The 22,925-nt window shown below is 59.3% G+C and carries 20 protein-coding genes, 1 pseudogene and 1 riboswitch; of the genes and pseudogenes, 9 read left to right on the top strand and 12 right to left on the bottom strand.

Features of this window, described 5'->3' with window-relative positions; all coding sequences use genetic code 11:
- Window positions 1–53: 53 nt before the first annotated feature.
- Window positions 54–1,061, bottom strand: a complete 1,008-nt coding sequence (locus FZE95_RS07500) for a zinc-dependent alcohol dehydrogenase family protein (protein ID WP_150300238.1) — start codon at window positions 1,059–1,061, stop codon at window positions 54–56.
- Between the two features lie 829 nt (window positions 1,062–1,890).
- On the opposite strand from FZE95_RS07500, the gene FZE95_RS07495 reads away from it, so the two are divergent.
- Window positions 1,891–2,301: a hypothetical protein gene (locus tag FZE95_RS07495; RefSeq protein ID WP_150300237.1), complete on the top strand. Its 411-nt coding sequence runs from the start codon at window positions 1,891–1,893 to the stop codon at window positions 2,299–2,301.
- 39 nt (window positions 2,302–2,340) lie between these two features.
- Here FZE95_RS07495 and FZE95_RS07490 read toward each other — a convergent pair whose 3' ends face one another.
- The 7 genes from FZE95_RS07490 to tkt all read right to left on the bottom strand — a co-directional run bounded on the left by FZE95_RS07490 (window position 2,341) and on the right by tkt (window position 10,033).
- Window positions 2,341–3,441 carry a PQQ-dependent sugar dehydrogenase gene (locus FZE95_RS07490; RefSeq protein WP_150300236.1) on the bottom strand — a complete coding sequence of 367 codons (1,101 nt, stop codon included), beginning with the start codon at window positions 3,439–3,441 and terminating at the stop codon, window positions 2,341–2,343.
- Window positions 3,442–3,468: 27 nt separating this feature from the next.
- Entirely contained in the window at window positions 3,469–3,942 is a 474-nt protein-coding gene (locus tag FZE95_RS07485) for a hypothetical protein (protein WP_150300235.1), read from the bottom strand.
- Window positions 3,943–4,010: 68 nt separating this feature from the next.
- Complete coding sequence (locus FZE95_RS07480) at window positions 4,011–4,292, bottom strand: hypothetical protein (RefSeq protein WP_150300234.1); 282 nt, start codon at window positions 4,290–4,292, stop codon at window positions 4,011–4,013.
- A gap of 50 nt (window positions 4,293–4,342) precedes the next feature.
- Window positions 4,343–5,407 (bottom strand): class II fructose-bisphosphate aldolase, encoded by a 1,065-nt coding sequence (gene fba, locus FZE95_RS07475; RefSeq protein ID WP_150300233.1) that lies wholly within the window; start codon window positions 5,405–5,407, stop codon window positions 4,343–4,345.
- A 156-nt stretch (window positions 5,408–5,563) separates the two neighbouring features.
- Entirely contained in the window at window positions 5,564–6,730 is a 1,167-nt protein-coding gene (locus FZE95_RS07470; protein WP_150300232.1) for a phosphoglycerate kinase, read from the bottom strand.
- Between the two features lie 117 nt (window positions 6,731–6,847).
- The gene (epd, locus tag FZE95_RS07465) at window positions 6,848–7,906 is read right to left on the bottom strand and encodes an erythrose-4-phosphate dehydrogenase (RefSeq protein WP_150300231.1); all 1,059 of its coding nucleotides are present in this window, start codon (window positions 7,904–7,906) and stop codon (window positions 6,848–6,850) included.
- A gap of 129 nt (window positions 7,907–8,035) precedes the next feature.
- Window positions 8,036–10,033 (bottom strand): transketolase, encoded by a 1,998-nt coding sequence (gene tkt / locus FZE95_RS07460; RefSeq protein WP_150300230.1) that lies wholly within the window; start codon window positions 10,031–10,033, stop codon window positions 8,036–8,038.
- A 207-nt stretch (window positions 10,034–10,240) separates the two neighbouring features.
- Here tkt and FZE95_RS07455 point away from each other — a divergent pair, with 207 nt between their 5' ends.
- Complete coding sequence (locus FZE95_RS07455) at window positions 10,241–11,260, top strand: ArsR/SmtB family transcription factor (protein WP_150300229.1); 1,020 nt, start codon at window positions 10,241–10,243, stop codon at window positions 11,258–11,260.
- Window positions 11,257–12,447, top strand: a complete 1,191-nt coding sequence (gene metK, locus FZE95_RS07450; RefSeq protein WP_150300228.1) for a methionine adenosyltransferase — start codon at window positions 11,257–11,259, stop codon at window positions 12,445–12,447. The genes FZE95_RS07455 and metK overlap by 4 nt, the downstream gene beginning before the upstream one ends.
- Window positions 12,448–12,496: 49 nt before the next feature.
- On the opposite strand, the gene FZE95_RS07445 is transcribed toward metK, so the two are convergent.
- The gene (locus FZE95_RS07445; protein WP_150300227.1) at window positions 12,497–12,958 is read right to left on the bottom strand and encodes a c-type cytochrome; all 462 of its coding nucleotides are present in this window, start codon (window positions 12,956–12,958) and stop codon (window positions 12,497–12,499) included.
- Window positions 12,959–13,059: 101 nt separating this feature from the next.
- Window positions 13,060–13,137, top strand: a riboswitch (S-adenosyl-L-homocysteine riboswitch).
- Window positions 13,138–13,158: 21 nt separating this feature from the next.
- Between FZE95_RS07445 and ahcY the strand changes: the two genes are divergently transcribed.
- From ahcY to FZE95_RS07420, 5 genes and pseudogenes are all read left to right on the top strand, one after another.
- Window positions 13,159–14,565 (top strand): adenosylhomocysteinase, encoded by a 1,407-nt coding sequence (gene ahcY, locus FZE95_RS07440; protein ID WP_150300226.1) that lies wholly within the window; start codon window positions 13,159–13,161, stop codon window positions 14,563–14,565.
- A 101-nt stretch (window positions 14,566–14,666) separates the two neighbouring features.
- Window positions 14,667–15,515, top strand: a complete 849-nt coding sequence (gene metF / locus FZE95_RS07435) for a methylenetetrahydrofolate reductase [NAD(P)H] (RefSeq protein ID WP_150300225.1) — start codon at window positions 14,667–14,669, stop codon at window positions 15,513–15,515.
- 185 nt (window positions 15,516–15,700) lie between these two features.
- A pseudogene (locus FZE95_RS07430) lies at window positions 15,701–17,182 on the top strand (DEAD/DEAH box helicase); the annotation flags it as partial.
- Window positions 17,183–17,369: 187 nt separating this feature from the next.
- Window positions 17,370–17,966 (top strand): DUF3617 family protein, encoded by a 597-nt coding sequence (locus FZE95_RS07425; RefSeq protein WP_150300224.1) that lies wholly within the window; start codon window positions 17,370–17,372, stop codon window positions 17,964–17,966.
- A gap of 114 nt (window positions 17,967–18,080) precedes the next feature.
- Complete coding sequence (locus tag FZE95_RS07420; RefSeq protein WP_150300223.1) at window positions 18,081–18,872, top strand: universal stress protein; 792 nt, start codon at window positions 18,081–18,083, stop codon at window positions 18,870–18,872.
- Window positions 18,873–18,961: 89 nt separating this feature from the next.
- Here the strand turns inward: FZE95_RS07420 and FZE95_RS07415 are convergent, their stop codons facing one another.
- Window positions 18,962–20,146 (bottom strand): acyl-CoA dehydrogenase, encoded by a 1,185-nt coding sequence (locus tag FZE95_RS07415; RefSeq protein WP_150300222.1) that lies wholly within the window; start codon window positions 20,144–20,146, stop codon window positions 18,962–18,964.
- Window positions 20,147–20,391: 245 nt separating this feature from the next.
- On the opposite strand from FZE95_RS07415, the gene FZE95_RS07410 reads away from it, so the two are divergent.
- Window positions 20,392–21,312, top strand: a complete 921-nt coding sequence (locus FZE95_RS07410) for a LysR family transcriptional regulator (RefSeq protein ID WP_150300221.1) — start codon at window positions 20,392–20,394, stop codon at window positions 21,310–21,312.
- Window positions 21,313–21,321: 9 nt separating this feature from the next.
- Here the strand turns inward: FZE95_RS07410 and FZE95_RS07405 are convergent, their stop codons facing one another.
- Window positions 21,322–21,828, bottom strand: a complete 507-nt coding sequence (locus tag FZE95_RS07405; RefSeq protein WP_150300220.1) for a nuclear transport factor 2 family protein — start codon at window positions 21,826–21,828, stop codon at window positions 21,322–21,324.
- Window positions 21,825–22,919, bottom strand: a complete 1,095-nt coding sequence (locus tag FZE95_RS07400; RefSeq protein ID WP_150300219.1) for an NADP-dependent oxidoreductase — start codon at window positions 22,917–22,919, stop codon at window positions 21,825–21,827. The genes FZE95_RS07405 and FZE95_RS07400 overlap by 4 nt, the downstream gene beginning before the upstream one ends.
- Between the last annotated feature and the right edge of the window lie 6 nt (window positions 22,920–22,925).

The raw sequence follows: 22,925 nt of genomic DNA, 5'->3' as shown, positions 1-22,925 counted from the left end.
TGTCTGACCAGCTCTCGAGGCCGAGCGGGTCAGACGCTTCAAGACCTGCCCGATCAGTATTCGAGGCAAATCTTGCCGAAATGCTTGCCGCTTTCCTGATGACGGAATGCGTCAGCAATCTCACCCAGCGTAAAACTGCGGTCAATTACCGGGCGCATTTCGATGCTTTCGAGCGCGCGGACCATGTCCAGCTGATGACGACGACTCCCCACTGTAATCCCCTGGATACGTGCCTGCCGATACATCAGTTCGGCGGTAGGCACGTCGCCCGCCATACCGGTCAACACGCCGATAAGCGCGATGTGCCCACCCACCCGCACGGCCTTGATCGACTGCGGCAGCGAGCCTGGGCCGCCAATCTCGACAACGATGTCCACACCGCGTCCGCCAGTAACCTCCCGGACCTGTTCGCCCCAGTTCTGCTCGGCCCTGTAATTGAGCACATGCGCCGCACCCATGGCTTTGAGTCGCTGCATTTTTTCCTCGGACGAGGACGTAGCGATAACCTGCGCGCCCATCGCCCTGGCCATTTGCAAGGCACAGATTGAAACGCCACCGGTACCCATTACCAGGACGGTATCGCCAGCCTTGATGTCACCATCCACCACCAGCGCCCGCCACGCAGTCAACCCTGCGGTGGGTAACGTGGCAGCTTCGCTGTGGCTGTATCCAGTCGGCGCATGGGTAAACCAGGTGGCAGGTGTGACCGCGACTTCCCGCGCGTAGCCATCCATTCCATCACCGGGCACCCCCCTGGCGAACCCTTCCACCGGTCCGCCTTCCTGCCACCAGGGAAAGAAACACGAGATCACCCTGTCTCCGGTTTTGAATTCTTCAACGCCCTCCCCGACCGCTTCGACCACGCCGGCCGCGTCAGCCATGGGAATCCGTTTGTCATCGTTGGGAATCTTGCCTGCCACCACCAGATAATCATGAAAGTTCAACGAGCTGGCGTGGATACGTACCCGAATCTCGCCCCGACCCGGTTGACCCGGATCGTCCAGCTCAACCAGCTGTAACTGGTCAGGACCACCGGGGGCTTTTAACTGTATCGCTTTCATTCGTGTCTCCTGAGCAAGCATGCGTGACGATTGAGCCTAGCAGCTGTGCGGGGAGTTAATGGGTTAGAGCTTGTTGCCAAAAATATCCACTGAGATTTTATGGTGTGTATGTGCGCACCGGTACGGCCGAGACAATCAAAACAATCAGGAGTCGCGGATTGATTCCCCCCTTGGCAAAAGAGGGTTAGGGGGGATTGACCGCTGCAAAAATCATGGCCGGTTTTAAGCCAGTCGCCCCCCAGCAACCAGGATTCCGCAAGACGCCGTGAACCCATCCATGGGGGCTTGGTGAAAACATTCCTGTTTTCAACACTTGCTTCACCCTAGCAGCCGGCGGGCTTGATCTCGGGTCGGCGTGAGGAAGGGTTTAGAACGCCGGAGCGCTGTTGGCGTCGTCCGCCGGCAGGCTTTGGTGCGGTTGGAGCTTGGCGTAGCGCAGGCGCGCTACACCCCCAGACGGCTCAGGCGGCCATCTGAATTCGCCTCCGGTAACACAAATCTCTATTGCGGAGCGAGGCGACAGGGTTGCAATGATCGTTCGATGACAGGGACGTCATCGCCGAGCTTACAGGGACGTATTTGCAGCGTGTCAGCGCGGTCCTGTTGCCTCGCGTAAGCTGACTCACTGTACAAAGCAGAGCGTCGATGGCGTCGTCCGCCGGCGGGCTTTGGTTGAGATGCTGGCGTAGCGCAGGCGCGCTACACCCCCAGGGCCAAGCGCCTGGGTTGCAAAACAGAAGCATTTCAGCTGTTGAAGTGATATCACAATGTCCATATAGTTCAAGGCAGAGCTCAAGCAATACAAGCCAGGGAAGAATAAGGAATCGCTATGGAGAACAACAAACCGCTTAGCTGGATATCTTTTACGCTGCTCCTTTCCTGCCTGCCGGCAGCTGCCAATGCCGATCCCATAGCCAATCCCATAGCCAATCCTTCGCCGGCTGAATTCGTACAGCTGGGCAACCCGTTTCTACTGATCAGCGTAGGTCTCACTCTGCTTGCGGTGGGGCTTGGCTGGCTTTGCATGCGGCTCAAGCATCAGAACATGCGGAACCAGAGTTCTGCCGTATCTGCGTTGAGCACCATGCGCGAACTGATCGAAACGCTGCAACAGAACGAGGCCGCCTTACGTGATCAAGTCATCGAGCAAACGGCCGAGTTGGCCCAGATGAAGGCACACCCGGGACAACTGACGCTGCAACCTTCGGTGGTCGCACTGGCAAAAAGCTCAGCGCAGTAGCGCATCAGGGTGCAGCGAGGTCGCTGCGCCAGACCAGATCTAGTCGCGATAGATTCGCAGCACCTTGCCTTCCGGGTCATCTGTCAGCAGGTAGATGGAACCGTCCGGTGCAGTTCGAACATCCCGCATGCGTTCGTTCAGCTCCATGAACAAAGGCTCCTGAGCCACCTCTTCCGTCCCATCCAACACCACTCTGCGTACTTGCTTGGCAGCGAGGGCGGACACCAGGAAACTGCCTTTCCATTCCGGGAACATATCGCCGTCATATAGCGTCATGCCAGCGGGCGCTATCGATGGGGTCCAATGCAGTATCGGCTGTTCGAGACCTTCGGCTTCAGTATGCGGACTTATGACCGCACCGCTGTAATCCACGCCGTAGGTGATTTTTGGCCAGCCGTAGTTATTGCCCGGTTCCAGCAGGTTGATCTCGTCACCTCCCTTCGCGCCGTGCTCATGGCTGATCAATCTCTGGTTGGCCGTGTCGTACACCATACCCTGCACGTTGCGGTTACCCAGGGTATACAACTCGGGTGCCGCATCGGGCGAATCCACGAAGGGGTTGTTACCGGGCACTGTCCCATCACGGTTGATCCGGATGGTTGAGCCAAGATGATTCGCCGGATTCTGCGCCTCTTCGCGGTGAATGAACGCATCGCCGAGCCCCAGCACCAGGGTGTTATCAGGCAGAAAGGCGAGACGGCCGCCGTAGTGCGCACCGCCGCGCTTGGCCGGCTGAGCTCTGAAGATTTCGTCTACCTCGACCAGGCGGTTGTCCTGCAATTGCGCACTCGCGAGACAGGTGTTGTTGGCCGCTTCGGTGCCGCAGGCGTAGCTGAGGAACAAACGCCCATTGGACGCATATTCCGGATCCAGGGCGACTTCGAACAGACCTGCCTGGCTTTGCACAAAAACCTCGGGGACACCGGCAACCGGCTCCTCACGCAGGGAACCATCGGCCTCGATCACTCGCAGCCGACCCGCCCGCTCCGTTACCAGCATGCGGCCATCGGGCAGAAACGCCAGCGACCAGGGGTGCTCGAGATTCCGTGCAACAATCTCAACCTGATATTCCTCAGCCTGGGCGCCAAGGGAAGCGGCCATTGCAACAGCTGCTAGCAGATACTTGTGCTTATTGATCATCGCATCGCTCTCCGTGGATTCTCACTACTAGCCTAGTACCCGGAGGCCCCGGCGCGTGCGTGGGCGCACCAATCGGCCGAACAGGGCGCTGCCGACACCGACCGCTGCCATCATCGACAATGTGCCGGGTAATTCGCGGTTGGCTGCGATAAATACAGGGGGTGGTGCGTACCAGTTGACGGCCTGGAAGGCGACCCATAGACCTACCGCGCCGGCGAGGAAATACACCACCAACCGCCAGGGCTTGAGGATGCGGGCCACACCCTCCGCCACGGGCAACGCGCAAATAAAGGTCGCCAGTACGATTATTGCCATCAGGGGGGTGAAGTTGACCAGATCCTTGAGGTTTGAATCGATGCGATCGGCGGGCAGGATCTCCACGCCCAGCTTCTGCAATTCATAAAGATTGAACTGTGTCTGCACAAGGGTAGCCAACACCACTGCTACCACTACCGCCAGAACAAAAAACAGAATGACCCGCAATACCGAAATCAGTGACATGCATTCCTTCCTGTCTATAACCGTCACGCCCGTGTGGCAGTGGACGGCACATGCCGGTCCGTCGATGGTTAGGGTAGATCCGGCAGATTCCGCAAGGCCTGTTCATAAGCCTCGTTATCAAAAGGTGTATCGTCGATAAACATTTCGCCAATCTGGAAGGCCAGCACATGGGCCATGAGATCGATACTGTCCTCACGGCTATACCCGACAAGCATCAGCTTGTTCAAGGTAGCCTGAGCCGCCTCAGGCTTGTTGTCGGCCAGCTGATTCTCGATAGCTTCCCGCAGGCCCGCACGTGCGATCGCTTCATCGCTATCGTCATCGAGACTGTCGTCATTAATGTGGTCCATGGACAATCTCCACAGCGTGTCGGGAGCGCCGGGGCGCCCCCTTACGGGCGTTAGTTGATCTTCGGATCCAGCTCACCGCTGAGGTAGCGCTGATGCATGTCGTCCAGGGAGATCGGCTTGATCTTCGATGCATTACCGGCAGTGCCGAAAGCCTCATAGCGATCGATACAGATGTCGCGCATCGCTTCGACGGTCTTGGCCAGATATTTACGCGGATCGAACTCGCTGGGATTTTCTGCCAGAAAGCGGCGGATCGCACCGGTTGATGCCAGGCGCAAATCGGTATCGATGTTCACCTTGCGCACACCGTAACGGATGCCTTCGACGATTTCTTCAACCGGGACACCGTAGGTCTCGGAAATATTGCCGCCGTGCTCGTTGATGATCTGCAACCATTCCTGCGGGACCGAAGACGAACCATGCATTACCAGGTGCGTGTCAGGGATACGCGCATGGATCGCTTTGATGCGGTCGATTGCGAGAATATCGCCTGTCGGTGGGCGGGTGAACTTGTAAGCACCGTGGCTGGTGCCGATGGCGATGGCCAGCGCATCCACGTGAGTCTTGTTGACGAAATCGGCAGCCTCTTCCGGATCGGTGAGCATCTGCGCATGATCGAGAATGCCTTCGGCGCCAATGCCGTCTTCCTCGCCTGCCTGCCCGGTTTCCAGACTGCCCAGGCAGCCCAGCTCGCCTTCAACGGAGACACCACAGGAGTGGGCCATGTCGACAGTGTGGCGCGTGACGTTGACGTTGTAGTCGTAATCGGTGGGCGTCTTGCCATCTTCGCCCAACGAGCCGTCCATCATCACCGAGGAGAAGCCAAGCTGGATCGAACGCTGACATACGGCCGGGCTGGTGCCGTGATCCTGGTGCATACACACCGGGATATGCGGAAATTCTTCGATTGCGGCGAGGATCAGGTGGCGCAGGAAGGGTGCACCGGCATATTTACGCGCACCGGCCGACGCCTGGACGATAACCGGCGAATCGGTCTTGCTTGCGGCCTCCAGGATCGCGCGCATCTGTTCCAGGTTGTTGACGTTGAATGCTGGCACGCCGTAACCGTATTCGGCGGCGTGGTCGAGCATCTGACGCATGCTGATAAGAGCCATCTGTTATCTCCGGTAAGTAATATTCAGAATTCTGGTAGCTAGCCTGCCGCAGAGGACAGCAGGCTGCAAGTTACTGGCGCAAAGGTTGCCGGGAGCAGTGCCGAACCTGCGTTCGGCTGAAAAAATACTGCAGCCCCGTGCCCCGGCGGCTGGCAATCAGACCGTGGCCTTGCGCTGTTCGAGGATTTCAACAGCAGGCAGGGACTTGCCTTCGACAAACTCGAGGAAAGCGCCGCCACCGGTAGAGATATAGGAAATCTGCTTGGCGACGTCGTACTTGTCGATCGCAGCCAGGGTGTCGCCGCCACCGGCAATGGAGAATGCCGGGCTTTCAGCAATAGCCTTGGCCAGAACACGGGTGCCTCCGCCAAACTGATCGAATTCGAATACGCCGACCGGACCGTTCCACAGGATGGTGCCTGATGATTTCAGCAGTTCGGCAAACTGGGCTGCAGTCTTCGGACCGATATCCAGGATCATGTCGTCCTCGGCAACATCCTCGACCGCCTTGATAGTGGCCTCGGCATCTTCGGCAAACGCCTTGGCGACAACCACATCCACCGGCAAGGGCACGCTGACCTTGGCGGCGATAGCCTTGGCAGTATCAATCAGATCCGCTTCGTACAAGGATTTGCCTACCGGGTATCCGGCGGCAGCCAGGAAGGTATTGGCGATACCGCCGCCAACGATCAGCTGATCACACTTGTCGGAAAGTGCGGTAAGCACGTCCAGCTTGGTGGATACCTTGGAGCCCGCGACAATGGCAACCATGGGGCGTTTCGGCTCCAGAAGCGCCTTGGCCAGGGCATCCAGCTCAGCAGAGAGCAGCGGCCCAGCACAAATAACCGGAGCGAACTTGGCGACGCCGTGGGTCGAACCCTGGGCGCGGTGTGCAGTACCAAAGGCATCCATCACGAACACATCGCACAGCGCCGCATAGGCCTGTGCCAGTTCATCATCGTTTTTCTTTTCGCCCTTATTGAAGCGTACGTTTTCCAGCAGCACCACGTTGCCCGGCTCAACCTGGACGCCAGCCAGATAATCACGCACCAGCGGGACCTCGCGGCCCAACGCTTTGCTCAGGTATTCAGCAACGGGTGCCAGACTGTTCTCTTCGCTGAACACACCTTCTTCAGGGCGACCCAGGTGGGAGCAGACCATGACCGCCGCGCCCTTTTCCAGCGCCAGCCGGATAGTTGGCAAGGCTGCCTGGATGCGCGCATCGCTCTTGATACGACCATCCTTGACCGGCACGTTGAGATCTTCACGGATCAATACACGCTGGTCCTTCAGGTCCAGCTCGCTCATGGTCAAAACGCTCATGGGTGACTCCTTGTTAGATAAATGAACAACCGCAATCCCTGAATGGGCATGCTGACCGCTGAATAGGGCGTCAATCCGCTTTTTGCGGGTCGCTGTATCCGGACCCTCAATCTGCCCTCAAGTTCCCTTGACCCGTGACGGAGCGCCAGCCGTCCTTAGCCAATACCCCGCCACATCCAGCATGCGGTTGGCAAAACCCCATTCGTTATCGAACCAGACCATCAGATTGACCATCCGCGGGCCCGATACCCGGGTCTGGCTGCCGTCAACAACCGCCGAGTGCGGATCATGGTTGAAATCACAACTGGCGTGCGGCAGTTCAGTGTAATCCAGCAATCCCTTGAGCGATCCGGCCGCTGCGCTGCGCAGCAACCCGTTGACCTCCTCTGCAGTCGTATCGCGGGACATCTCCAGCGTCATATCAAGCGCCGACACATTGAGCGTCGGGACGCGAATCGCCTTGGCCTGCATCCGCCCGGCCAGTTCCGGCAGCAGTCGCTCGATACCCCGAGCCAGCCCGGTTGATACCGGGATCATTGACTGGAACGCAGAACGGGTGCGACGCAGGTCGTTGTGGTGATACGCATCAATCACCGGCTGATCATTCATGGCCGAATGAATGGTGGTAATGGAGCCGAATTCAACGCCGATCTGCTCGTTGAGTAGTTTGAGCACCGGGACACTGCAATTGGTGGTGCAGGACGCATTGGAGACCAACCGCATGTCGCCATCCAGCTGCTCGTGATTAACCCCGTACACCAGTGTTGCGTCAACTGCTTCGGCATTGGCCATCGGCTGCGAGAACAGCACCCGCGGCGCACCGGCTCGCAGGAACCGCTCGGCGTCGGCGCGCTCAGTGTACTGACCGGAACATTCCACCAGCAGATCAATTTCCAGCGCCGCCCAGTCGATATCTTCCGGGCGCGCCGCACTGAGCACCTTCACACAGTGACCATTGATATGCAGGCAATCCCCTTCAACGCGCACCTCGCCGGGAAACCGGCCGTGGGTGGAATCGAAGCGCGTGAGATATTCGATGCTGGCCTGGTCGGCCAGATCGTTCAGGGCAACAATCTGTATGCCGTTGTCGCCGCGCTCGTGCAATGCACGCAGAACGCAGCGACCAATACGGCCATAGCCGTTGATGGCAACTCGAAAAGGTACAGATATCGGCATTCAAAGGCTCCAAAGAGCTGGAAGCTGGTTGAAAGCTAGAAGCCATAAGCTTGAAGCTTGAAGCAAACCCTTTAACCCGGGCAGCATCAGTCGCTTTTCACTTCCAGCTTCCAACTGACGATTCGACCTTCAGTCTTCCAGCAGTTCGTCGGCCGCCAGCAGGATATTCTCCACGGTGAAGCCGAACTCCTCGAACAATGCAGCCGCCGGAGCAGACTCGCCGAAGGTATTGATGCCGATGACCCGGCCATCCAGCCCAACGTACTTGTACCAGAAGTCGCCATGCCCGGCCTCGATGGCAATCCGTGCGCCGACTTCCAGCGGCAGCACCTTCTGCTTGTACTCGGCATCCTGCTGGTCGAACACGCTGGTACAAGGCATGGAGACCACACGAACCTTGTGCCCGCGCTGGGTGAGCTCGTCATAGGCCTGTACGGCCAGACCGACCTCGGAGCCGGTAGCGATCAGCATCAGTTCCGGCTCGCCCTCGCAGCCCTTGAGTATATAGCCACCCCGGGCGATGGAAGACTCGGTCTCGTTGTCGCGAATGTGGTACGGCAGATTCTGGCGCGAGAATATGAGCGCGCTTGGGCCATCCTTACGCTGTACAGCGGATTTCCAGGCAACCGCGGACTCGACAGTATCCGCCGGGCGCCAGGTATCCAGGTTCGGCGTGCTGCGCAGGCTGGTCAGCTGCTCGACTGGCTGATGCGTCGGGCCGTCTTCGCCGAGGCCGATGGAGTCATGGGTGAATACATAAATGACCCGTGTCTTCATCAGGGCGGACATGCGCACCGCGTTGCGGGCATATTCCATGAACATCAGGAAAGTCGCGCCGTAGGGCACCAGACCACCGTGCAGGGCGACGCCGTTCATGACAGCGCTCATGCCAAACTCACGAACGCCGTAGTACATGTAGTTGCCGGAGGCGTCTTCCTTCACGACTGGTTTGGCGCCTTTCCAGAGTGTGAGGTTGGAACCGGCGAGATCTGCCGAGCCGCCCAGCAGCTCGGGCAATAGCGGGCCAAAGGCGTTCAGGCAGTTCTGACTGGCCTTGCGGCTGGCGATGTTCTCGCCCTTGGTCGCCACGTCACGGATGAATGCCGACGCGTTCTGCTCGAAATCAGCCGGCAGTTCGCCAGCCATACGGCGCAGGAACTCGGCAGCCAGTTCAGGGAACGCCGCCTGGTAGGCAGCAAACCGCTGATCCCACTCGGCTTCAGCCTTGGCACCAGCGTCCCGGGCATTCCATTCCGCGTAGATATCGTCGGGGACGTCGAACGGGCCATGTTTCCAGCCAAGCTTCTCACGGGTCAAGGCGATTTCATCATCGCCCAGCGCGGCGCCGTGGGAGGCTTCCTTACCCTGCTTGTTGGGCGAGCCAAAGCCGATGATGGTCTTGCAACAGATCAGCGTGGGCTTGTCGCCCTTGCGTGCGGTTTCGATAGCCGTGCGGATTTCGTCTGCATCATGACCATTGACGTTGCGGATGACCTGCCAGCCGTAGGATTCGAAACGCTTTGGCGTATCGTCGGTGAACCAGCCGTGTACTTCGCCGTCAATGGAAATGCCGTTGTCGTCATAGAAGCCGATCAGCTTGTTCAGCCCCAGCGTGCCGGCCAGTGAGCAGACCTCGTGGGAGATCCCTTCCATCAGGCAGCCATCGCCCATGAATACATAGGTATTGTGGTCAACGATGTCGTGGCCGGGCTGATTGAACTGCGCAGCCATGATTTTCTCTGCGAGCGCAAAGCCTACTGCGTTGGCCAGACCCTGCCCCAGCGGGCCGGTAGTGGTTTCGACGCCCGGCGTATAACCGTATTCGGGGTGGCCCGGTGTTCTACTGTGCAGCTGACGGAAGTTTTTCAGGTCATCGATAGACAGGTCATAGCCAGTCAGGTGCAGCAGCGAGTAGATCAACATCGAGCCGTGACCATTGGACAGCACAAAGCGGTCGCGGTCTGCCCAGCCCGGATTGGCCGGGTTGTGCTTCATGTAGTCGCGCCATAGCACTTCGGCTATGTCCGCCATGCCCATCGGGGCACCAGGATGGCCGCTGTTGGCTTTCTGCACAGCATCCATGCTGAGGGCACGAATGGCATTGGCTCGTTCACGACGGCTGGGCATGGAAAACTCCTGTGGCTTGCATAACGAAGAGATGGCCGCACGGCACGACCAGTCATTGAGCCGCGCATTTTCGCGCAAACCGCGCGTGGCGACAACGAAAACCCCGAAAACAGCGGCAGCGACTGGCCCGCGGCGCCGGAACACCTATATCAAAAACTTTTGATATAGCAATTGCGCTATCTCCGAAGCGCTACTACACTGCGCCCCATGAACCAGATTGCCCGCCTCGCTGCGCCGGACAGCCCGACCGAATCACTGGCCGCCTTTTGCAAGGCAACCGGCGATGTGTTGCGCCTGGATATCCTTCGCGTGCTGCGCAATGACTCCTTTGGCGTACTCGAGCTGGCGCAGATTTTCGATATGCGCCAGTCCGGCATGAGTCATCACCTGAAAGTGCTGGCGAGCGCGGGATTGGTCAGCACCCGACGTGAGGGTAATTCGATTTTTTATCGCCGCAGCCTGCCCAGGGCGGACAGCCCGTGGCGCGCCGTGCATGAGCAATTGCTATGCGGGCTCGACGCGCTGGCGCGGGATAGCCAGCTGGACGCTGCCATCGCAGCAGTGCACCGGCAGCGTGCGGAAGTGTCGCGTCAGTTCTTTGCGCGCTTTGCTGATGGCACCCCGGCGCAGCAGGATCTGATTGCGCATTTCGGTATGTACCGCGAGCCGCTACTCAGCCTGATCGACAGCCTGGATTTGCCAGCCCGGGCGTTAACGATCGAAGTGGGCCCGGGTGAAGGCGGTTTCTTGCCCGACCTGTCGGGTCGTTTCGAGCGGGTGCTCGGGCTGGATAACGCCCCGGCGATGCTCGATCGGGCCCGGCAGCAATGTGCTGAAGCAGGACTGGATAATGTCGAGTGCCTGCTGGCCGATGTGCTGGAGCCACAAGAGCTGCCACCGGCCGATTGCCTGGTCAGCAATATGGTCTTGCATCACCTGCCTGCGCCGGCTGATGCACTGCGCTGCTTCGCCGCGCTGCTCAAGCCCGGCGGTAGCCTGGTACTGACCGAGCTATGCAGGCACGACCAGAGTTGGGTGCGTGAAACCTGCGGCGACCTGTGGTTCGGTTTCGATCAGGAAGACCTCAACAGCTGGGCTGCCGACGCCGGGCTGGAACCAGGCGCCAATCTGTACATTGGCCTGCGCAATGGCTTTCAGCTGCAGGTGCAGCAATTTGCCAAACCCTATTCATTGAACAATAACGTCAACCCAAGGACTGCGCCATGAGCGACTACTCGATATTCACCTCTGAATCCGTCTCAGAAGGCCATCCGGACAAGCTGGCCGATCAGATCTCCGACGCTGTGCTGGATGCCATCATCAGCGAAGACAAGTACGCCCGGGTGGCGTGCGAAACCATGGTCAAGACCGGTGTGGCCATTGTCGGTGGCGAAATCACCACCAGCGCCTGGGTTGACCTGGAAGATCTGGTCCGCAGCGTGATCAAGGACGTCGGTTACACCTCCTCCGAAGTCGGCTATGACGCCGAGACCTGTGGCGTGATCAACATCATTGGCAAGCAGTCCCCTGATATCGCCCAGGGCGTCGACCGCCAGAAGCCTGAAGACCAGGGCGCCGGCGACCAGGGCCTGATGTTCGGCTACGCCAGCAACGAGACTGATGTGCTGATGCCCGCGCCAGTGACCTTCGCTCACCGCCTGGTCGAGCGCCAGGCCGAAGTACGCAAGAACGGCACGCTGAACTGGTTGCGCCCCGATGCGAAATCCCAGGTGACCTGCCGCTATGACAACGGCAAGGTTGTCGGAATAGACGCCATCGTATTGTCGACCCAGCACAACCCGGAGATCGAACAGGCAGACCTGCGCGAAGCAGTGATGGAAACCATCGTCAAACACGTGATCCCGGCTGAATTACTGCACGCTGACACGCAGTATCACATCAACCCGACCGGCAAGTTCGTGATCGGCGGCCCGGTGGGTGACTGCGGTCTGACCGGCCGCAAGATCATCGTGGACACGTACGGCGGCATGGCCCGTCACGGTGGCGGCGCGTTTTCCGGCAAAGATCCGTCCAAGGTTGACCGCAGCGCTGCGTACGCCGGCCGCTATGTTGCGAAGAATATTGTTGCCGCCGGTCTGGCCGATCGCTGCGAAATCCAGGTGTCCTACGCCATCGGTGTAGCGCAGCCGACATCAGTCGCGATCAACACCTTCGGCACCGGCAAGATCAGCGACGACAAGATTGTTGAGCTGGTCCGCGCGCACTTCGACCTGCGTCCCTACGCCATTACCCGCATGCTGGACCTGCTGCACCCGATGTACCGTGCCACCGCCGCCTACGGTCACTTCGGCCGGACGCCGATAGAAATGACCGTCAAGGGCGACACCTTTACTGCCTTCCCCTGGGAGAAGACAGATCTGGCGGAAACACTGAAGACAGAAGCGGGGCTTTAAAACAAAGGACAGGGAGCCGCTGCAAAACGTAGCGAGCCGAGGTCAGCGCCTAACGGCGGAAATCATCGTGACAGGCCTTGCAGGATTGCTGCACGGCACGCAGCGGGTCACGGACTGCTTCCGGATCTTCGGCGCCGTCTTCGACCGCTGCGGCGAGCATGGCGGTGGCGTTCTGGAAGTCTTCGACACGCAGCGAGAACGCCAGCGGCTCGGACCAGATTTTCGGCAGGGCATCCGTTGGCTGGGTTGAATCGCCCGGCTCGGGAAAATGCTCCCAGGGCGCGTCCGATAGGGCATCGAGCTGACGCGCATGCTCAGCAAAGGCTTCTGCATCATAGGGCAGACGGTCGCTGAACATGCCGCCCATGGGCTCGCTGTGATGGAGCATTTGCTTGAACAGCGCCTGACGCTTGCCCTCGGGTGAATCGGGGTCGACTTCCTCGGCACAGCCGATAAGTACAAGGGAAAGCGCAACAGGTACGAACAACTTGAAGACTGGAACAGCTGGCATCGTTTCATTCCGACTTTACATGACGGGCGCAAGTATCACCGCTCCCGCCATTCAGGCCAAGCCGACGCTGTTGCAACAGGTGTCCAGGCCAACCGAATCGACCCTCCGAGGGGCGCTGCAGCGGTCGGATGACCGTCAGGCTCGGAGTGTGTCTCGAACGACAACCGCGCCCATTCGCCGAACACGAATGGAGTAACCGCATGAGTGCAGTAATGAACGACAAAGAATTCAATGACTACAAGGTAGCTGATATTAGCCTGGCCGATTGGGGCCGCCGAGAGATCATCATCGCCGAGTCCGAAATGCCGGCTTTGCTGGCGTTGCGCACCAAGTACGCTGGCGAGCAGCCGCTCAAGGGCGCGAAAATCCTTGGCTGCATTCATATGACCATCCAGACCGCGGTGCTAATCGAGACGCTGACCAACCTGGGTGCCGAAGTGCGCTGGTCCTCGTGCAACATCTTCTCCACCCAGGACCAGGCCGCCGCAGCCATCGCCGCCGCCGGCGTTCCGGTTTTCGCCTGGAAGGGCGAAACCGAAGAAGAATACGAGTGGTGTCTGGAGCAGACCATCCTCAAGGATGGCAAGCCATGGGACGCCAACATGGTGCTGGACGACGGCGGCGATCTGACCCAGCTGCTGCATGACAAGTACCCGCAGGTGCTGGAAGGCGTTCACGGTGTAACCGAAGAAACCACCACAGGTGTGCATCGCCTGCAGGACATGTTGAAAAAGGGAACACTGAAGATCCCTGCGATCAACGTCAACGATTCTGTCACCAAGAGCAAGAACGACAACAAGTACGGCTGCCGTCACAGTCTGAACGATGCAATCAAACGCGCCACCGATCACCTGTTGTCGGGTAAGCAGGCGCTGGTCATCGGCTACGGTGATGTGGGCAAAGGGTCGGCTGCATCGCTGCGCCAGGAAGGCATGATTGTCCGCATCAGTGAAGTGGATCCGATTTGCGCAATGCAGGCATGCATGGACGGTTTCGAACTGGTATCGCCGTACAAGAATGGCATCAACGATGGCACCGATAGCTGCGTCAATGCTGACCTGCTGGGCAAGATCGACCTGATCGTCACCACCACAGGCAATGCCAATGTGTGCGACGCGCCCATGCTCAAAGCGCTGAAGAAGCGTGCCGTGGTCTGCAATATCGGTCACTTCGACAATGAAATCGACACCGCCTTCATGCGCAAGAACTGGGGCTGGGAAGAGGTCAAGCCACAGGTTCACAAGATTCACCGCACCGGCAAGGATGTCGACACTGCAAACGATGATTACCTGATCCTGCTCGCCGAAGGCCGTCTGGTGAACCTGGGTAACGCCACCGGGCACCCCAGCCGCATTATGGATGGCTCCTTTGCTAACCAGGTGCTGGCACAGATCCACCTGTTCAACGAGAAGTTCGCCGATCTGCCGGTCGTCGAGAAGACCAGGAACGTTACCGTCATGGTTCTGCCGAAAAAGCTCGACGAAGAAGTGGCACTGGAAATGGTCAAGGGTTTCGGCGGCGTCGTCACGCAGCTGACACCTGAGCAGGCCGACTATATTGGCGTGAACCAGGAAGGTCCGTTCAAGCCGGACTCCTACCGCTATTAAAAACCAGCCGCAGGCGAAGCATTTCAACCGCGAGCTGTCTGTGCCCAGGCACGGTCATCTCGCCGGTTCGCATACAGCCTGCCGCGCGTGAGAATAAAAGCATGACCACAGAGCAAAACAATCCCATCAGCTTCGAGTTCTTTCCGACCAAGACTGATGCGGGACATGAAAAACTGATCGCTGCCGCCCACGTGATAGCCGCAGAGAAACCCGAGTTCTTCTCGGTGACCTACGGTGCCGGCGGCTCGACCCGCGATCGCACAGTCAATACCGTGCTGCAGCTCGACCAGGAAGTGAAAATTCCGACCGCGCCGCATCTGTCATGTGTGGGCGACGCCAAGGAAGACTTGCGCAGCCTGCTCAACCAGTACCGTGAAGCCGGTATCAAGCGCATCGTTGCGTTGCGCGGCGATTTGCCGTCAGGTATGGGCCAGGCGTCGGGTGAGCTGCGCTATGCCAACGAGCTGGTGGAATTCATCCGCAACGAAACCGGCGATCACTTCACCATCGAAGTGGCTGCCTATCCGGAAGCCCATCCGCAGGCACGACACTTCGAGGCCGATCTGGAGAACTTCATCCGCAAGGCCAGGGCCGGTGCGGACAGTGCAATCACGCAGTACTTCTTCAATGCCGATTGCTACTTCCACTTCGTTGAGCGTGTACGCAAGGCTGGCGTGGATATCCCGATCATTCCGGGCATTATGCCGATTACCAACTACACCAAACTGGCGCGCTTCTCCGACTCCTGTGGCGCCGAGATTCCTCGCTGGATTCGCAAGCAGCTGGAAGCCTATGGCGACGACAGCGCCAGCATCGCCGGCTTCGGCACCGAGGTAATCAGCCACATGTGTGAACGCCTGCTGGACGGCGGCGCGCCAGGGCTGCACTTCTATACCCTGAACCAGGCCGAGCCGAGTCTGGCCGTCTGGCGCAACCTGGGCCGGTCCTGATCGGCGCTCTGATCCCGGCTCCGCAATCCGGAGCCGGTTCTCATTCCAGCGAGATTTCAGGCGGTCGCTCCGGCTGCCGGTCGCTCTCCTCAACGCATTCTGCGCGATTCTGTTATACTTGCGCTCCTTCATCATCGGCCGCACGGACAAATCGTTCCGCAAACGGCCATCACAGGGTTATCTGAATGTCCTTTGCTTCTCTCGGTCTTTCCGACGTGCTCGTGCGCGCCGTAGCGGCCACCGGTTACACCACGCCTTCCCCCGTCCAGTTACAAGCCATCCCGGCAGTACTTCAAGGCCGCGACCTGATGGTTGCTGCCCAGACCGGCACCGGCAAGACCGCAGGCTTCGCCCTGCCCGTCCTGGAAAAACTGTTTCCGCTCGGCCAGGCCGACGCCAGTTTTCGCCGTGCGCCCAAGCAGGTACGCGTACTGGTATTGACCCCGACCCGCGAACTCGCGGCGCAGGTTCACCAGAGCTTCCAGACCTACGGCGGCGAGCTGGCCATGAAATCCGCCTGCGTCTTTGGCGGCGTGGGTGCCAATCCGCAGATGAAAGCGATCGCTCCAGGCCTCGACGTACTCGTCGCCTGCCCCGGCCGCCTGCTGGATCTGGTCGGACAGCGCGCGGTGGATCTGTCCAAGGTCGAAATTCTCGTGCTTGACGAAGCAGACCGCATGCTCGACATGGGCTTCGTTCATGATGTCAAGAAAGTCATCGCCAAGCTGCCTTCTGCCCGTCAGACGCTACTGTTCTCGGCGACCTTCTCCAAAGACATTACCGACCTGGCCAACAAGCTGCTGAACAACCCGGCACGTATCGAAGTCACCCCGCCCAATACCACCGTCGAGCGTATCCAGCAGAGCGTGTACCGCGTCGCTGCTGGCCACAAGCGCGCGCTGGTTGCCCACCTGATCACTCAGGGCGCGTGGGAGCAGGTGCTGGTATTTACCCGTACCAAGCACGGCGCCAACCGTCTGGCTGAATATCTGGACAAGAACGGCCTGCCCGCATCAGCCATCCACGGTAACAAGAGCCAGAGCGCCCGCACCAAGGCCCTGGCGGACTTCAAAGCCAACAAGCTGCGAATTCTGGTTGCGACTGACATTGCTGCGCGCGGCCTGGATATTGATCAGCTGCCGCACGTCATCAATTTCGAACTGCCTAACGTCTCGGAAGACTATGTGCACCGTATCGGTCGTACCGGCCGTGCCGGTCGCAGCGGCGGCGCGGTTTCACTGGTCAGCCCCGACGAAGAGAAGTTGCTCAAGGCCATCGAACGGATGACCCGCCAGCGCATTGAAGAAGGCGATCTGCAGGGCTTCGAGCCGCCGGCTCAGGCCGAGCTCAACAGTGACCGTCCGGAACGCCCGCGGGGCGCGCCAGGTGGCGGCCGTGGTCGTTCTGCAGCGAACGGCGCTCAGAAACCTGCTCGCAGCCCGGGTCGCAACGATAAGCCGCGCGCTGACAAGGCACGTTCCGACAAGCCCCGTTCAGACAAGCCACGCACTGGTGGTCGTCCTAACAGCGAGCCGCGTGCGGCGCGCCCGGGTATCAGCGAACCCCGTGACGCAGTAGCAGAAGAAAGACGCTTGCAAGCCTACGGCAACCGGGCAGTCCCGCCGAGTACGTCTCAGCGTGACAGTGCACCTCGCCCAAGCCGGCCCCAGCGGGAAAAACCAGCGCTGTTCAGCCGTTAACCGATAAGGCTTACCCAAGGCCCGGCAATGCCGGGCCATTTGCCATCTGCACCCAATGTAGCGTCGGTCTGTTCGCAGATTTGCCCGCCTTTTTTGCCCGCACTGCTCCCTCTATCTATAGTTGGCGAAGCCATACTATTCAGAGGAAATCTCGATGAATCACCCCCAGCGGCTTCTATTCGGCGCTTGCCTGTCAGCGGCAGCCGCTGTGTCGCAGGCTCAAACCATCACCCCACAACCCGAGCCAGGGCTTTGGCGCAGTCACGCGACTACGCTGGTCGACGGCAGGGACGCCCAGGCTGATATCCGCAAACAGCAGGAAGCGGTGTTGGCGCAACTTCCCCCCGAGCAGCGCGCCCAGATGGAATCAACGCTGGAGTCGGAAGAAGACCTGCGAACCACCACCGACTGCATAACCGCCGACGATGCCGCCCTGATGATCAACCCGCAGGCGCTCCTGGCCGAAGCACAGCAAAGCATGAGCGGCTGTGATCTACAGATCGAACAGGACGGCAAGTCGCGCCTTGCTTTTCATGGCACCTGTTCCGGAGATCATGGCTTTGTCGGTGACATGCGCGGCGACCTGGAGATGATCAGCAGCCGTGAGATGCGCTCGTCGTTTTCGGGCAAGAGTAATCACGCCGCCACAGCCAGTGAAGACGAGCCTGTGCTGATTGAGCATACGGAAGTATCGAAATGGATAGCAGCCGATTGCGGCGCGCTCGCTACGCAGGGCAATACGGCAGAGTGAGAAGAGCCAGCTTGACCGCCGTCGTCGCGCCCCCGCACCCAACCGGCAAGGAATTAAGCCGCCAGCGCAGGGTCAGATTTTCAAAGAGGCCGTCAAGATTCGCAAGGAGATACCATGCTGAAGCACTGCGTTCTGAGCGTCGATTATTCAGAGAAATGGGACAAGATATTTGATCACCTGCCGGGAATCATAAAACTGCTCGGCGTCGAACGGCTGAGCCTGACCCATGTGGTCGAGACACATAATCGCAAGCGTCTGGAAGATAACGACTCGGCGATTGCCCACCATCTGGAAAAGATCGAAAAACGGCTGCAAACCGAACTTGATGTGCAGGTGGATCATGTGGTGCGCCATGGCTTTCCTGCTGCGGAACTCGCGGCTGCGGCGCGCAAGCTCAATGCCGACGGAATTATTGCACTGAATCGCAACCACTCAGCGGGGCGCGCCGCGCTGTTTGGCAATGTGGTGTTGAATCTGACGCGGGTAAGCAGCGTTCCGGTAGTCGTGATTCCTGCCGATGCCGAACAGGCCGTGGCGGATTCACCGCTGATGCTGGCGACCGACGGCTCTGATTCATCGCGTAATGCCCAGCGCGCCTTCGAGAAGATGCTGAGCAGAATCGATCATGGATTTGTCGTCTGGATAAAGGCCGACGATGATGACGATCACGACGAAGAACGTGTCCAGCCGGTGCTGAAACACTTCGCTGAGACCTATCCGAAGGTTCAATCCAGACGGATCATGGGGGACCCTGCAGAGAAACTGGTCTCATTCGCCGAGCAGGAACATGTGGCGCTGCTGATTATCGGTAAGCGCGGCAATACACCCATTGCCGAACTACTGGTCGGCAGCACAGCTGAAGCGGTGGCCAGGGCCAGTCATCGTCCGGTATTGCTGATGCCCTGACCGCCCTGCGCCTCGTCAACCGCCCGGGCAGAAACAAAAACGGGGCTGAAGGATTTCTCCTTCAGCCCCGTTTTGTTTGCCTGGCAACCTTAGAAGAATGCCTGCAGGCCAGTCTGCGCGCGACCCAGAATCAGTGCGTGCACATCATGAGTACCTTCGTAGGTATTGACCACTTCAAGGTTGACCACGTGGCGAATCACGCCGAACTCGTCGGAGATACCGTTACCACCAAGCATGTCACGGGCAACGCGCGCTATGTCCAGCGACTTGCCGCAGGAGTTGCGCTTCATGATCGAGGTGATCTCAACTGATGCAGTGCCTTCGTCTTTCATGCGACCCAGACGCAGGCAGCCTTGCAGCGCCATCGTGATCTCGGTCTGCATGTCGGCCAGCTTCTTCTGTACCAGCTGGGTTTGCGCCAGCGGGCGGCCAAACTGCATGCGATCCATTGTGTACTGACGAGCCGTGTGCCAGCAGAACTCGGCGGCGCCCAGTGCGCCCCACGCGATGCCGTAACGGGCCGAGTTCAGGCAAGTGAACGGGCCACGCAGACCCGTCACGCCAGGCATGAGGTTTTCTTCAGGCACGAATACATCTTCCATCACGATTTCGCCGGTGATGGAGGTACGCAGGCCGACCTTGCCCTTGATAGCCGGAGCGCTCAGACCTTCCCAGCCCTTCTCCAGAATAAAGCCGCGGATGACGTCGTCTTCAGTCTTCGCCCAGACAACGAATACGTCAGCGATCGGGCTGTTGGTGATCCACATCTTCGCTCCGCTCAGACGATAACCGCCATCGACCTTGCGAGCACGAGTTACCATGGAACCCGGATCAGAACCGTGGTTGGGCTCGGTCAGACCAAAACAGCCGATGAATTCACCGCTGGCCAGCTTGGGCAGATACTTCTGTTTCTGCTCTTCGGTACCAAACTCGTTGATCGGTACCATCACCAGCGAGGACTGCACACTCATCATGGAGCGGTAACCGGAATCGACGCGCTCGACTTCACGGGCGATCAAACCGTAGCAGACATAGTTCAGCCCGCTTCCGCCGTACTGCTCGGGAATGGTCGCGCCCAGCAGACCCAGCTCGCCCATTTCACGGAATATCGATGCATCGGTCTGCTCATGACGGAAGGACTCAAGCACCCGTGGCATCAGTTTCTGCTGGCAATACTGAGCAGCTGAGTCGCGCACCATGCGCTCTTCTTCGGTCAGCTGCTGGTCCAGCAACAGTGGATCACTCCAGTTGAAACTCGCTTTCGAATCGGCCATGAGAACTCCGTATGTCGTTGTATCGGGAAGACACTGGGGCAGTGCCTCGGTTTGCGTTGGATGGTAGGGGCGGCACCGGCGATGAGCAACCGCGTTTTTTTCAGGTATCTGTGCTATTTTCGAACTCCGAAACTGACCAAGCCCCAGGGCTTTGGCGTCAGGTGCTCATCTGATGGTCATTAAAGTGAATTCCGAGGTGCTTGTCCCGTCCGGGCCTGAGCTCGTCGTTGTACATTGGAGACTCCATGCGTCGCAAGATTCCCCCGACTCAGGCGTTGATTTGTTTCGAATCATCGGCCCGGCACGAAAGCTTTACCAAGGCGGCTGAAGAACTGTCACTCACGCAAAGCGCTGTGTGCCGACAGATTGCCAACCTGGAGGAATTCCTGGATGTACAGTTGTTCCGGCGAACCCGCCGAGGCGTAAAGCTGACCGAGGCCGGACAGACCTACAGCCGGCGCGTAGCCAGTCGCCTGGATGCCGTGGAACGCGACACTCTTTCGGTGATGGGCAACCAGGGCACGGCGACGCTGGAGCTGGCGCTGGTGCCAACCTTCGGCACCCAATGGCTACTGCCGCGCCTGGGGCAGTTCATACAGGCTAACCCGCAGGTGACGGTCAACTTCACCAACCGCACGCGGCCTTTCCTGTTCGCTGATACCGAATTCGATGCATCCATCTATTTCGGTGACGGGGATTGGTCAGGTACCGAAGCGCATTTTCTGATGAAAGAGCATCCTGTGCCTGTATGCAGCCCGGCGCTGCTGGGCGATCGTGCCGAACTCGCCCCGGCTGACATAGCAAACATGCCGCTGTTACAACAAAGCACTCGCCCCTACGCCTGGCGGCAGTGGTTTGCCTCGCAGGAGATGCGCGTCGAACACGACCTCAACGGCACCCGTCTGGAACTGTTCTCCATGCTCGCCCAGGCCGCCATGCTGGGCATGGGTGTCGCGTTAATCCCGCCGTTTCTGATTCGCAACGAACTCGAAACCCGGCGCCTGGTCATCGCCAACCCGCATACTTTCGAAAGCGACAAGGCGTATTACCTGGTCATACCAGAGCGCAAGGCTGAGTCGGCTACTCTTCAAGCATTTCGAGACTGGATCACCACCGAAGCAGATACGTATCGTCGATCTGTCAACGGGGCCGCTGAAAAGCCATAAATCTACACGTCAGCCATTTTCGCCACGGGCGGCCAAATGCAGCGCGGGCTGGCCGGCGAGGAAACTATCGGCTGAGGGATCAGTTCGGACCCAGTCGACGATTTCCTTGCGCAGAGCAATCTTCCAGCCATCACCACGGCTCTCGTATTCGTCGTGGTAGCGGCCGGCCACAAACAGATCGTATTTCTCACCGTTTTCGGTGGTGCGATGGTGCGCGATGAAATACACCTCGCCGGTGGCGCGGTTGCCGTTCAGCTGGATATCAATCTGGCCGATGAGATGCTGGCTGGAATCAAAGTTTGCAAGAAAGCCCTGGGCGAAGTCGACGAAGCCAGCCGCCGAGCCAGCGTAAAGTCCGCAGTCCACCCAGGCATCGTCGTGAAAGGCACTCAGGTGCAGTGCGGGCAGCAAGCGGTCCTGACCGCGCATGTAGTTTCGCGCAGCTTTTTCGATATCTCGCCGTGCCGTCAGGTCGGCGACTTCGTCGCGCAGGGCCTGGAGCTCTTCTTCGCTCATGCTCTTGCCTCCTCGGTGTCGGCCGGCTCAGCGGCGGCACGAATCTCGTCAAGGGTCGGCGCCGGCTCGCTGATGTCGCGCAGCTTCACCATCAACTTTCCCTTGTTACTGCCATCGAACAGACGTGCGAAGGTGGCCACTGTATTCTCGAAGCCCTCGGCAATTTCCTCGGCAAACTGCAGGCGGCCCGCATCCAGCCAGCCGCGCATCTCGGCGACCGCCTCGGGAAAGCGGTCCTGAAATTCCAGCGCGATGTATCCACGCACCGTGAGGCTGCGGGCGAGTATCTGCCAGTAGTTGAACGGGCCAGGCACCGGCTCATCGGTGTTGTACTGGGCGATCGCACCACAGAATACGATGCGTCCGAAATTGTTCATATTCAGCAGTGCGGCGTCGAGAATGTTGCCAGTGACGTTATCGAAGTAGATGTCCACACCGTTCGGACAGGCCTCGGCAATGGCCTTCTGCATGTCACCGCAGGTCTTGTAGTTGATTGCGGCGTCGAACCCCAGCTCCTCGACGATCCAACGGCACTTTTCGTCACTGCCGGCGATACCCACCGTGTGGCAGCCTTTGATCTTGCCGATTTGTCCAGCCAGCGAGCCCACCGCCCCAGCGGCGATGCTCACCAGCAGAGTTTCGCCGGGCTTCGGCTTGCCAATTTCCAGCAGGCCGAAGTACGGCGTCAACCCCACTGCGCTGAACACGCTCAGGTGATAATTGACCGGGAAACCCTCGTCAGCGCTTACCACATAGTTCTGTTCGGGATCGATCAGGCTGAAATCTTCCCAGCCGTTACAGGCGATGCCCACAGCGTAGTCACCCACGCTGAACTTCGGGTGGTTGCTCTCAACGATGCGCCCCAGGGTCGAGCCGCGCATGGTCCCGCCGATGGGGATCGGATCCATGTAGCCGGGCTTGTCGCTCATCCAGAAGCGTGCCCCCGGGTCCATCGACAGGTAAAGGTTCTGCATCAACACCTGACCGGGGCCTGGACGCTTGAGCGGAACGCTGCGCGGACGGAGGTTGTCTTCGGTCGGCACAGCCTCGGGGCGGCTATGCAGGTACCACTGGCGATTCTGGAGAGTCATTTACAC

It is taken from the genome of Pseudomonas profundi, assembly GCF_008638305.1.
In the GTDB taxonomy this organism is placed as follows: Bacteria; Pseudomonadota; Gammaproteobacteria; order Pseudomonadales; family Pseudomonadaceae; genus Halopseudomonas; species Halopseudomonas profundi.
Note: the sequence above shows the minus strand (reverse complement) of the source record. Positions and strands in the feature narration are given on the sequence as shown.